The sequence below is a fragment of the Endozoicomonas elysicola genome (genome assembly GCF_000710775.1).
In the GTDB taxonomy this organism is placed as follows: Bacteria; Pseudomonadota; Gammaproteobacteria; order Pseudomonadales; family Endozoicomonadaceae; genus Endozoicomonas; species Endozoicomonas elysicola.
In genome coordinates this window covers 4,469,848-4,482,188 of record NZ_JOJP01000001.1, presented here as the reverse complement: position 1 = coordinate 4,482,188, position 12,341 = coordinate 4,469,848, and the positions used below count along the sequence as shown (strand labels likewise).

The following is a 12,341-nucleotide window of genomic DNA, read 5'->3' as shown; positions in this document are numbered from 1 at the left end:
GAGCTAAAGGAAACGATGCGTTTAAAATCCATCAAACTGGCCGGATTCAAATCTTTTGTGGATGCTACAACGGTTCACTTTCCCTCCAATATGTGTGGGGTGGTTGGCCCCAATGGTTGTGGTAAATCTAATATCATTGATGCTGTTCGTTGGGTAATGGGGGAGTCTTCCGCCAAACATCTGCGTGGCGAGTCGATGACGGACGTTATCTTTAAGGGTTCTAACAGCCGTAAGCCAGCAAACCAGGCCTCTGTTGAGTTGGTTTTTGATAACAACGAAGGGCGGGTTACGGGGGAGTTTGCCGCCTATAGGGAAATCTCCGTTAAGCGTACTGTTAACTCTGATGCAAAAAATATCTATTACCTGAATGGCAGTAAATGTCGCCGTAAGGACATTATGGATGTCTTTCTTGGGACCGGTCTGGGTCCCAGGAGTTATGCCATCATCAGTCAGGGCATCATTTCCAACCTTGTTGAATCAAAACCGGAAGAGCTTCGGGTATTTATTGAAGAGGCTGCGGGTATTTCCCGTTATAAAGAGCGTCGTCGTGAGACCGAAAACCGGATTCGTCGAACAAAAGAAAATCTTGAGCGTCTCACCGACCTGAGAGAAGAGTTGGGGCGTCAGTTAGGGCATCTTCAGCGCCAGGCTCAGTCTGCAGAAAAGTATAAAGAATATAAAGCTGAAGAACGGCTGAAAAAAGCGCAGCTGCAAGCATTGAAGTGGCAGACCATCAATACCGGCGCCCAGTCTCAGGAACAGGCTATTCGTGAATTTGAAGTGCAGTTGGAAGCCGCGATCAGCCAACAACGTTCTGCTGATGCTGCCATGGAAGAAGACCGTGTTCAGCAGATGGAGTTGAGTGACCGTTTTCATGAAACCCAGTCCAGCTACTACAGCACAGGAAATGAAGTTACCCGTATTGAGCAGACGCTGCAACACCGGGAAGAACGGTCAAAAGAGCTAAGTCGTGATCTTGAGCAAGTAGAGCAGGGTTGGGAAGAGGCGCGGGAACAGCTCGCGGATGATCAGCAGCAACTGGAAGCTTTTCAGGAAGAGCTGATTGAGCTTGAGCCTGAACTGGTGATGCTGCAAGATCAGGAGTCCGACTCTGGTGATGTGTTGGCTCAGGCTGAAGAGGCCATGCAGCGCTGGCAGCAGGAATGGGACCAGTTTAACCAGCGTTCTCATGAGCCAAAGCGAACGGCAGAAGTTGAGCAGTCCCGTATCAACCATGCTGAGCAGGTGATGGGAAGACTGCAGGAGCGTGAAGGCCGCTTGAAAGAAGAGTCAGCAGCGCTGGGAGGCAGTGAAGATCAGGAGGAGATGGAGCTGCTTTCTGAAAAACTGACAGAGCTGGAACTGACGGCAGAGACGGTAGAACTCCGAATAGAAGAAAGTGTTGAGGCGGTTGAGCATCAACGTGGCCTGGTTCAGCAATTGACCGCTGAGCTGGAAAACAACCGTGATGAACTGAGCATGGTTCGTGGACGTCATGCCTCACTGGAGGCTTTGCATCAGGCCTCAATGCATCAGGATACCGGAACCATTGAGTGGCTCGAGCAGCAGCGACTCACGGATCATCCCCGCTTGATGGATAAGCTTAACGTTGAAGCCGGCTGGGAACGGTCGGTTGAGACCGTGCTGGGTGATAGTCTGCAGGCGGTATGTCTGGATAACTTTGACCCAGTTGCCGAGGCTCTGGGTTCATTGGAGCAGGGTTCACTGTTACTGCTGGAAGCAGGAAATGGGTTGCGCTCTTCACCTTCTCTGAGCGAGCTGCCACTGCTGGCTGAAAAGATAGTCAGCGGTCAGGAAGCATTACCTCTACTGGCTGGAATTTATGCAGCAGAGTCTCTGGATACTGCACTTTCACTGCGATCCAAACTGCAACCCGGTGAGTCCATTATCACCATGGATGGCATCTGGTTATCCTCTGGCTGGCTTCGGGTCAGCAGAGGTGTGGAAAATAATGCTGGTGTGCTTGAACGCCAGAAAGAGATGGAAGCTTTAGCTGAAAAGCTGGCCACACTGGAAGAAAATAGCCTGATACTGAAAGAGCAGCTCGATAGTGCAAGAGCGGCGTTGGAGCAACATGAAGTTCAGAGGGAGCAGCTCCAGAAGCAGTTGTCGGGTATTAATCGCAGTCAGGGTGAGGTGAGGGCGGACCTCGGGGCTCGAAAAGTACGACTTGAACAGTTTTCAGAGCGTCGTCGTCGTCTTGATCATGAGTTGCAGGAAGTCCGCGAGCAGTATCAGCTTGAGCAGGAAGTGATTGGCGAATCACGAATGCGGTTGCAGGAAGCCCTTGACCATATGGAACAGGATATTGGTCGGCGGGAAGAGATGCAGGAACAGCGGGAAAAATTCCAATCCCGCCTTGAAACCGTACGTCATCAGGCTCGATTTGATAAAGAGCGGTCTCATCAGCTGGCCCTGAGGCAGCAATCCATCAATACACAGATTGGCTCTTTGAAAGCCGCTATTGAACGATTGAGCCAGCAAGCTACCAAGCTTCGAGAGCGAAGAGAGTTTCTTCGTGAGTCCATGTCGGAATCCAATTCACCAGAAGGGGATCTGCGAGACCAGTTGGAAGAATTACTGGCCAGGCGCCTTGAGGAAGAAGAGGCGATGCAGCAGGCCCGGATTGCTCTTGAAGAAGTTGAACAGCGGATTCGCTCTGGTGAAAAAGTGCGTCATGCTGCCGAGCAGCAGGCCCAGAAGGTTCGTGAGCAGCTGGAAAAGCTGAGAATGGACTGGCAGGGAATGCAGGTTCGCCGAACGACACTGGCTGAACAGTTAAAAGAAGATCAGTTTGATCTTGAAACCGTATTGGAAAACCTTCCTGATGATGCTTCAGAGCAGGCGTGGGAGCAGGATCTGGAGAAAATTGCGGCAAGAATTGAGCGGCTGGGTGCAATAAACCTGGCGGCTATTGAAGAGTACGAAACCCAGTCGGAGCGCAAGCAGTACCTGGATGCCCAGAATGATGATCTGGAGTCTGCGCTGAATACGCTGGAGAATGCGATTCGCAAGATTGACAAGGAAACCCGGCAACGGTTCAAAGTTACTTTCGATAAAGTGAACTCTGGTTTGCAGGAGCTGTTTCCTCGAGTGTTTGGTGGTGGTCAGGCCTATCTGGCATTAACAGGGGATGATCTTCTGGATACCGGTGTGGCTATAATGGCTCAGCCACCAGGAAAGAAAAACAGTACCATTCACCTGCTATCCGGTGGTGAAAAAGCACTGACGGCGATTGCCCTGGTATTTGCCATCTTCCAGTTGAATCCATCACCTTTCTGTATGCTGGATGAGGTTGACGCACCTTTGGACGATGCCAACGTGGGTCGGTATGCGAAAATGGTGTCTGAAATGAGTGATAAAGTGCAGTTTGTTTATATTACTCACAACAAAATAGCCATGCAGGCGGCCAGCCAGTTGGTGGGTGTGACCATGCATGAGCCTGGGGTATCTCGACCTGTATCGGTAGATATTGAGCAGGCAGCGGCCATGGCGGAGTTATAAACACTCGCTATACCAGGATTTTAGAACTGGATAAATAAGCTATGACTTTGAGTGAAAGCAGTCTATAAAACGCGTAAAGCAGAAGAACATAGCTTAATTTGTTATTTTTTTATTGTAATATTGCAACGTTGGTCGATTGCAGCAGTAATTAATTCAGATGTGATAAATGACGACGGTCTATGTTTTGACATAAAGTGTTATCACAGGGAAACAGACTGCAATTCGGGGCGTTGTTTCAAGGTCTATAGGGCAGCAAGGACATGAGTTTGCGAGATTGGCTAATACTCATTGGAATTTTGGTAATCATCGGTGTACTGGCTGATGGTTATCGCAGGATGCGGCTGGCCAGAAAAAGAGCATCAGAGCTCAGCTTTGGCCTGGAAGAGGTCAAAGGCTATGACGATGACTTTTCCAGTGAGCTTCCTAATGGTGGAGCACGCTCTCGCTCGTCGAACGAATCACACTCAAGAAAAGATCAACTGAGGGAACGTGTTGAGCCTGACTTTTCAAGTGCCGATTATTCAGAGGGTTATGCTGAATATGAGCAGGTATACTCTGAACCATCAAGGCAGAGGGAACATCCGAAACCCACTGTTAAAGAGCCAGATACAGACGCTTATTCTGATGAGCTGGCTGATACACCTGAATTTTCAGAAAAAACCAAGTCTCAGCGAGCGCTGGACCTTGGCGAACCTGTACCGGTATTGATGAATCTGGATGAATCTCATCAGTCTGGTAGAGCTAAACGTTTTTCACCATCTGAAGATGTTCTACAAAGCGAAGGCTTTTCACGAACTGAAGGCCCTGACCGATCAGTACGCTCACGTGAAGCCTCCAGGCTGAGTGCCGAGCCGGAAGAGTTTGTCAGTCGACCAAGGGTGGCGTCCAGCAAGGGTAAGGCAACGATTCAGGAGCGTGAAGTTTCTGCTAGAGATAATCCAAACCCACAGAAAGAGCTTAACTTGGGAGGCCGTGAAAAGGCTGAGAAGTTAAAGGACCGTCCCCCAGCCAGTGAAGTTATCGTGATCAACGTGCTGTCAAAAGGAGGTGGTATTTTTGCTGGTGAACAACTGATGCAGTCAATGCTTGCTTCAGGTATGCGTTTTGGTGATATGTCGATCTTCCATCGATACAGCAACGCCGATGGCACCGGAAAGATTCTTTTCAGTATGGCCAATGGTGTAAAGCCGGGTACCTTTACCATTGATAATCTGGAAGCCACTGAAACACCGGCTTTGAGTCTTTTTATGAGTCTTCCCGGACCTGAAAAACCTATGCAGGCGTTTGCCCTGATGGAAGAGACGGCGCGTCGCCTGGCTCTTGATCTGGGCGGTGAGCTGAAGGATGAACAGTTTAGCGTAATGACACAGCAAACCCTGGAACACTGTCGTCAGCGTATTCGTGAGTATGAGCGAAAGCAGCTGGCTAAACAGCCAGTTCATTAATTTTCTCACGGGCAGGCTGTCACCTATTACTGGGGTTAGCCAGCCGCCTGATATTTTCTTCAGCGGGTTCTCGGTCAGAGAACCCGCTTGCATTTGATAATCTCCATGAGCATGACTTCTTCAGACATTCCTTCCCTTGATCTTGCAGAACTGGAGGTTCTTCAGCTTCGCCAGCAGATCACTGATCATAACTATCGCTACTACGTTCTGGATAAGCCGGAAATTCCGGACAGCGAATACGATAAGTTGTTTATCCGCTTGAAATCGCTTGAATCTGAATATCCACAATTGATTACTGAAGACTCTCCTACTCAGCGGGTTGGCGGTACTCCATTGAAAGCGTTTGGTCAGGTTCGTCATGAACTGCCAATGCTCTCTCTGGATAACGCTTTTGATGAAGAAGATCAGGCGGACTTTAATCGCCGGGTTAAAGAGCGTCTCGATACCACTGAGGATATTGAATACGCCTGCGAACCCAAGCTTGATGGTATCGCCGTCAGTCTGTTATACGAAAATGGCCTTCTTGTCAGGGCGGCTACTCGTGGAGATGGCACAACCGGAGAAGATATTACCCAAAACATACGCACCATTGAGTCCATTCCTCTCAGACTGATCGGTGATGACTGGCCCCGACGTCTGGAAGTGAGGGGGGAAGTTTATATGCCCAAGGCTGGATTTGAGCAGTTGAACCAACGAGCCAGGGCAAGGGAAGAGAAAGTTTTCGTTAATCCGAGAAATGCGGCTGCAGGTAGCCTACGTCAATTAGATTCTCGTATTACGGCCAAACGACCACTGACAATATACTGTTACAGTGCTGGTATTGTTGATGGGAGGGGACTTCCGGATAAGCACAGCGAGATTCTTGCCTGCTTCAGAAAGTGGGGGCTAAGAGTGAGTCCTGAGTTGAGAGTCGTCAAAGGGGTTCAAGCCTGTGAAGACTACTACCAGGCTATGGCTGAAAAGCGGGAGAGCCTGCCCTATGAAATTGACGGTATCGTTTATAAGGTCAATTCAATTGCTCAGCAAAAGGCCCTGGGATTTGTTGCACGGGCGCCTCGTTGGGCCATCGCCCGTAAATTTCCGGCACAGGAAGCAATCACTACGCTTAAGGATGTGGAGTTTCAGGTAGGGAGAACCGGTGCGATCACTCCGGTCGCCCGTTTGCAGCCTGTGTTTGTTGGAGGGGTGACTGTCAGTAATGCGACCCTGCACAACATGGATGAAATTGAACGTCTGGATATCAAAATAGGTGACAGTGTCGTTATCCTCCGGGCTGGTGACGTTATTCCCAAGGTGGATCGGGTTATCCATTCCATGCGCCCTGATGATGTCCGGGATATCAAGTTTCCTGATCGCTGCCCGGTGTGTGATTCTGAACTGGAACGGGAAGAAGCCATCATGCGTTGCTCTGGCGGACTGTTCTGTTCCGCTCAACGTAAAGAAGCGATCAAGCACTTTGCATCCCGTAAGGCAATGGATATTGATGGCCTTGGGGATAAGCTGGTCGAGCAGCTGGTCGATCGTAAATTGATAGAAACGGTTGCAGATCTATTCAGCCTTTCTGCCTTGGAAGTTTCCGGCCTTGAACGTATGGGTAAAAAATCGGCTGAAAACCTGATCAATGCCCTTGATCAGTCCAGAAAAACCACGCTCTCCCGTTTTATTTATTCTCTGGGTATCAGGGAAGTGGGCGAGGCAACCGCACAGGGGCTGGCAGTTCACTACCGAGATTTGAATAAGTTGATGACTGCCTCCGTTGAAGATTTGCAAACCGTTGATGATGTTGGCCCGATTGTCGCTGGTCATATTGAGAAGTTTTTCCGTCAGGAGCATAACTGTGAAGTGATTGATGCGCTTCTAGCGAAAGGCGTTGCCTGGGAAACCGAATCTCCCGTTGTAGAAGAGGGGGATCAACCGCTTGCTGGTGAAACCTGGGTTTTGACAGGGACCTTAAACGTAATGACCCGCGATGAAGGCAAAGCCATCCTGCAAAAGCTTGGCGCTAAGGTGACCGGTTCTGTGTCTGCAAAAACATCGGCGCTGCTGGCTGGTGAAAAAGCGGGTTCAAAACTGGCCAAGGCAGAGAAGCTGGGAGTGCGTATCGTCACTGAAGATGATTTTATGCAGATGCGGCAGGAGTGGGGCGTGTAGTGCCTGCGGTAATTTGATTTGAAACCCCGGAGTTCACAAAGTTCCGATAAACACTCCTGAACGTTAGAATTTATCAAGTGGAATAAAGCTTGTCTTTTCTCTGTGTGCTTTGTGATCTCTTTGGTTGGAATTAGGAGGATAGCGGCTGAATGTCAAACCTGAGCCGAAAGCTGATTGTTCTGATATTTTCTGCAGTATTGGCAGGCTGTGCCTCTAAGGCACCACCTGAGAAGCCTCACAATCTTTGCAATGTTTTCAAGGAAAAACGCAGTTGGTATAAGGATGCTAAAAAAGCCAATCAGCGTTGGGGGACACCTATTCAGATTATGATGGCCATTATGTATCAGGAGTCATCCTACCGGCATAATGCCCAGCCCCCACGGCCATGGTTTCTCTTTATTCCATTACCTCGTGATTCTTCTGCCTACGGCTACTCTCAGGCTCAGGATGGTACCTGGGATCAGTATGTCAGAGAGGCGGGTGGCTTTTTCTCCAGCCGGAAAGATTTTGGCGACTCCATCGACTTTATTGGCTGGTATACCCACAAGTCCCGTAAGGTTAACGGGACTTCACTCTGGGCTGCGGATCAACAGTATCTGAATTACCATGAGGGTTGGTACGGTTACCGAAAGGGGACGCATAAGAAAAAGAAATGGTTGCTTAATACTGCCAGTACAGTAAAGCGTCGAGCAAGTGATTATGGTGAACAACTTCGACGTTGTAACCTGTAAGCGTCGTGACCTGTAAAAGTTATTTGAGAGGTCGATAACATAACAGAAGCTTTCTCAAGTTAAACCTCTCTTTTGGTCTAGTGCCAAGGTATTACATAGGGAATTGATGATGCCTTTGCGTACACATTTTCTTCCACTCTTGCTTCTGTTTGCTTTGCAGCTGTTTCTGAATGGGTGCTCTGTTGTTTCTAAAGAGACTTTTGACTCCACAAGAAGCAGTCAGGATTGGTTAGCTGAGGCCAATCCTGAAGCTTTGGACGTTCTTCACTTCTGGTTTGAAGAGTGGGACCGTGATATAGAACTTCGCGGAGCGGGTCGTTATAACGAGAAGTGGTTCCCTCATGGCCCAAATGGTGCGGCGGGTAGTCAGGAAGTTGATCGATTGACCCGAGAGAAGTTTCTTCCGATTTTTGAGTCCGTTGTTTCAGGTAAACACGATTGGAATACTTATCGTAATCCTTTTGAAAATCTGGCCTATATTATCTTGATTGATCAGTTCAGCCGAAATATGTTTCGGAATCAGGGACGAGCTTTCTATTATGATGCTTTGGCTCGGGATGCGGCGAAGGTTAATCTGGAAAAGCAGTTTTATGAGCACTACTTCACGGGCTATCAAAAGCTATTTGTCATTTTTCCCATGATGCATCATGAGCATCTTGCGTCACAACAGATAGCGCTTGATTATCTCAAAGCATTGAATGAACATTCTGATCACCCGTATGAGTTCCTTAATGCGCTGAATAAAGGTTTTGAGCATTATCAGATGGTGTATATGTTCGGGCGCTTTCCGCATCGAAACCAGGCGAAGCAAAGAATGCCTACAGAGCTGGAGGATGCCTACCTTTCGAAGAAAGGCACCAAAGGGTTTATCGATGGTGCCAGATGGTAGTAATAGGCGAAGGTCAGACTTCCTGCTCTCTCAGGATTTGTTTTGCAACATCTTTGTGCAGGATATTGGGTGTCTGGCTCTCCTGATCAAAAACGATCACCATCTCTCCCGATTTTAATCGGGACAAAACCTGCTCCACTCGCTTTGAAAGTGCTTCGTCATAGCCGTTATCCGTCCCTTCCCGGCTGACAAACTCTTCGATCAGACTTTCAAGCGTTTCCTGCTCAAGCATCTCATAGGGAATAATCATTGCCCATTACCTTCCTTTGTATTCTCATCCAGCTTAAGGGGCTCCAGCTCTTTAACCAGAAAGTGATGGTTTGTGTATTCCCAGACCACATTCAGGTCCCATAGGGCGGTACCATGGCGCCGTTCGGAGGTTTCCCTCAGGTAGGCTGGTCTTGGATCCTGACCAAGCACCTGCTCGATCAGCAGAATCAGTTGTCTGCCAGTTCGTTGTTCATAACGCAGGCATTGACTCATGGCCTCATCGGTGAACTTCACTTCGGCCATTTGCATGGGTAAGGGAGCAAAGCCCCCCTTTGCATTAGGCAGTGCGTCGGCATAAGGCAGGTAGGGTTTGATATCTATAACCGGAGTACCATCAAGAAGGTCTACAGCCCCAATGTGCAGTTTCAACTTGCCATTTCCTGATTCAATTTTACGCAATTCAACCACGGACATGCCCATAGGATTGGGGCGATGTGTTGAGCGGGTAGCAAACACCCCCATGCGTTGTCTACCACCCAGCCTTGGCGGACGTATGGTCGGGCGCCAGCCTTCATCCATGGTCTTGTGGAAGATAAAATGGACCCAGATATGTGAAAAACCATCCAGACCACGTACCAGGTTTTCCTGGTTGTAGGGTGGGATAAGTTCCAGTGTGGCTTCAGCAGCGGTGACAATACCGGGCTGGCGGGGGATTCCAAATTTCTGGCGGTAGCAGGAGCGAATAACACCGATCTGTTCAAACTGGAATGACTGAGTGGTGGTTTCTTTCACGGTGAGTCTGGCAAGTTATTGGGCTGGGTATAATGACGCCAGGCAGTGCTATTGGCAATAATGTTGTGTAACCACAAAGGCACAGAGACACAAAGTTCAATAGTACATTTTTCTTTGTGTCTCTGTGCCTTTGTGGTGAAAGTCTTTTAGCTATTTACAGCTGTGCAACGGCTTTGGCAATTCGCTTAACGCCTTCTTCCAGCAGTGATCGGCTGCAGCCAAAGTTCAGCCTCAGGTAATTTTCATCACCGAACTGTTTTCCTGGCGAGAGGCCTACACCGGCCTGTTCAAAGAACTGGTGTGGGTCATCCAGCCCCAGTTCGCTGACGTCAATCCAGGCTAGGTAGGTTGCCTGCAGTGGCTCCATGGAAAGGCCGGGGATGTTATTGATGGCTTCCATCAGGTAATTATGGTTACTACGCAGGTAATCCAGTAATGACTGCCGCCAGGGTTCACCATGACGATAGGCTGCTTTTGCTGCGGTATAACCAATCAGAGTGCTGTCCGTTGACGGTACAATTCCGGTACGAACCCGGTTGAACTGATGGCGTAACTGATTATTGGGAATAATGGCAAATGCACAGCCGAAACCTGCCAGGTTGAAGGTTTTGGACGGTGACATCAGGGTGACTGAGTTCTCTCGGGCAAATTCGCTGATGGAGGCATAGGGAATATGTTCGGCATGGCGATCAAGAATAAGATCGCAATGCACTTCATCTGAGCAGACGACAAGCCCATGCTTTTTACAGAGTTGTTCAAGCTTTTCCAGCTCTGCCCGGGTAAATACCCGACCGTTCGGGTTTTGTGGGTTGCACAGCATCAGCAGCTTAGTGCTGGGCGTGATTTTCTGCTCCAGGCTTTCGAGATCAAGAACCCATTGATCGTTTTGCTTAATCCATTCGACACCAATAAGTTCACGTCCTGCGAGCTTTGGAGCCATCAGAAATGGGTAATACACAGGAACAGGGGATATAACACCCTCTCTTTTCCCCGCATAAGCACGTACACAGACATTCAGCGCGGATACCAGGCCCGGTGTCCAGACGATCCAATCCGGCTCAATATCCCAGTGATAAAGGTTGCGACAGCGCTCAACCACCAGTTGTTCAAGCTCACTATCTGGCTCAGTATATCCGAAAACACCATGATCAATACGCTGGTGGAGAGCTTCGATAATCTCTGGAGCTGACTGAAAATCCATATCCGCTACCCACATGGGTAGAACGTCAGAACTGAAGCGTTCCCATTTAAGACTGGAGGTATTGGTTCGATCCACCAATTTATCGAAATCGATGCTCACTGTTTTATCCTGTTATCGTCGTTTTTCTATTAAGATGTGCTTCTCTAAATACACAGCCTCAAATTCCCCTGCGAGACTGTGTATTTTATCAACGCTCAGGCTGGCGTTATTGTATCGTTATTTGCACAGCAATGTGCTGTAGCTCTCCTGAATCTTCTTTCGATCACCCCGGAAGATAATTTCACCTTCCTTCTGCTCCAGCTGATAGTCATACATGGGGTCATAATAATTACTGAGCAGGTCACTGATCAGAGGGCTATAGCCTTCTATTACACCATCCGTTTTATGCTGCTGAATGGCTTTTTCCAGAATGTCGGTTAATTGCTGATAGCGTTCTCCACCCAGTCGGCGGCGAATGCGGTAAAGGCTGCCAGAAAGTCCCTCGGAAAACTGCTCAAAACCCTGTTGTTCACCATAAGCAGCAATAAACTCAGCAAGGTTGTCAGTAACATACTCCTTAAGACCAATCTTGACCCGTTCTTCCATTGTCTCTTCGAGCAAAATTAACGGTGATTGCTGCATTTTGTCCCGCATCTCCTGCGGTAGGCTGCAGCGGCCAATCAGTTTACTCTCATCTTCCAGCAGTAGGGGCATTCCGGGGTGCTTGTGACGGTGCTTTAACAGTGCGATGGACAGGCGATTTTCAAAATCGATCTGGCTGGGTTGTCCTCCGTATCTGCGGCCAAAGCTTGAGCCTCTATGGTTCGCAAGCCCTTCCAGATCAATGCTGTAAGGCAGCTGTTGAATAAGGTAGGTTTTACCGGTACCGGTTTTGCCACTGAGGATAATGAAAGGAATTTCTTCAATGGAGCGTTCCAGCTCATCAATCAGAAAGCGTCTCAGAGCTTTATAGCCACCTTTAATTAACGGGTAAGGGTATCCTGACTCTTTCAGCCACTGCTGGGTAATATGAGAGCGCTGCCCACCACGAAAGCAGAACAGATAACCTTCAGGGTGTTCCTTAACAAACGATTGCCAACTGTCAAGACGCTGTGCACGAACATCCTCAGTAGCCAGTTGGAGGCCAAGCTCTACAGCAGCGTCAGGTCCTTCCCTCTTATAACAGGTGCCAATCAGTTCCCGTTGACGGTCATCCAGAATCGGCTCATTCGTAGCAGCAGGGAAACTTCCTTTAGAAAATTCTACAGGGGCACGAACATCCATCAACGGAATGTCCTGAAGAAAAATAGACAGATAGTCTTCAGTATTTGTTCTTTCTTTGTTTGTGCTTGTTTTTGCGATCGTCGTCATCGAGGGCTGCAGTGGCTGATCAAAACTGCATAGTGTCGTACCCGAAG

General features: G+C 48.7%; 9 protein-coding genes. 5 read left to right on the top strand and 4 right to left on the bottom strand.

What is annotated here, in order from left to right:
* Window positions 1-15 precede the first annotated feature (15 nt).
* From smc to GV64_RS23985, 5 genes are all read left to right on the top strand, one after another.
* Window positions 16-3,525: a chromosome segregation protein SMC gene (smc, locus tag GV64_RS18825; protein WP_020581331.1), complete on the top strand. Its 3,510-nt coding sequence runs from the start codon at window positions 16-18 to the stop codon at window positions 3,523-3,525.
* Between the two features lie 260 nt (window positions 3,526-3,785).
* Entirely contained in the window at window positions 3,786-4,970 is a 1,185-nt protein-coding gene (gene zipA / locus GV64_RS18820; protein ID WP_020581330.1) for a cell division protein ZipA, read from the top strand.
* A gap of 105 nt (window positions 4,971-5,075) precedes the next feature.
* Window positions 5,076-7,121: an NAD-dependent DNA ligase LigA gene (gene ligA / locus GV64_RS18815; protein WP_020581329.1), complete on the top strand. Its 2,046-nt coding sequence runs from the start codon at window positions 5,076-5,078 to the stop codon at window positions 7,119-7,121.
* A gap of 149 nt (window positions 7,122-7,270) precedes the next feature.
* Window positions 7,271-7,852, top strand: a complete 582-nt coding sequence (locus tag GV64_RS18810) for a transglycosylase SLT domain-containing protein (RefSeq protein WP_020581328.1) — start codon at window positions 7,271-7,273, stop codon at window positions 7,850-7,852.
* A gap of 109 nt (window positions 7,853-7,961) precedes the next feature.
* Complete coding sequence (locus GV64_RS23985) at window positions 7,962-8,741, top strand: DUF924 family protein (protein ID WP_157236921.1); 780 nt, start codon at window positions 7,962-7,964, stop codon at window positions 8,739-8,741.
* Window positions 8,742-8,754: 13 nt separating this feature from the next.
* On the opposite strand, the gene GV64_RS18800 is transcribed toward GV64_RS23985, so the two are convergent.
* From GV64_RS18800 to mnmH, 4 genes are all read right to left on the bottom strand, one after another.
* Window positions 8,755-8,991 carry a YheU family protein gene (locus tag GV64_RS18800; RefSeq protein ID WP_020581326.1) on the bottom strand — a complete coding sequence of 79 codons (237 nt, stop codon included), beginning with the start codon at window positions 8,989-8,991 and terminating at the stop codon, window positions 8,755-8,757.
* The gene (gene tsaA / locus GV64_RS18795; protein ID WP_020581325.1) at window positions 8,988-9,743 is read right to left on the bottom strand and encodes a tRNA (N6-threonylcarbamoyladenosine(37)-N6)-methyltransferase TrmO; all 756 of its coding nucleotides are present in this window, start codon (window positions 9,741-9,743) and stop codon (window positions 8,988-8,990) included. The genes GV64_RS18800 and tsaA overlap by 4 nt, the downstream gene beginning before the upstream one ends.
* A gap of 154 nt (window positions 9,744-9,897) precedes the next feature.
* Window positions 9,898-11,043 carry a MalY/PatB family protein gene (locus GV64_RS18790; RefSeq protein ID WP_020581324.1) on the bottom strand — a complete coding sequence of 382 codons (1,146 nt, stop codon included), beginning with the start codon at window positions 11,041-11,043 and terminating at the stop codon, window positions 9,898-9,900.
* Between the two features lie 117 nt (window positions 11,044-11,160).
* A complete protein-coding gene (gene mnmH, locus GV64_RS18785; protein WP_020581323.1) occupies window positions 11,161-12,294 on the bottom strand; it encodes a tRNA 2-selenouridine(34) synthase MnmH in 1,134 nt (377 codons plus the stop codon).
* Window positions 12,295-12,341 lie beyond the last annotated feature (47 nt).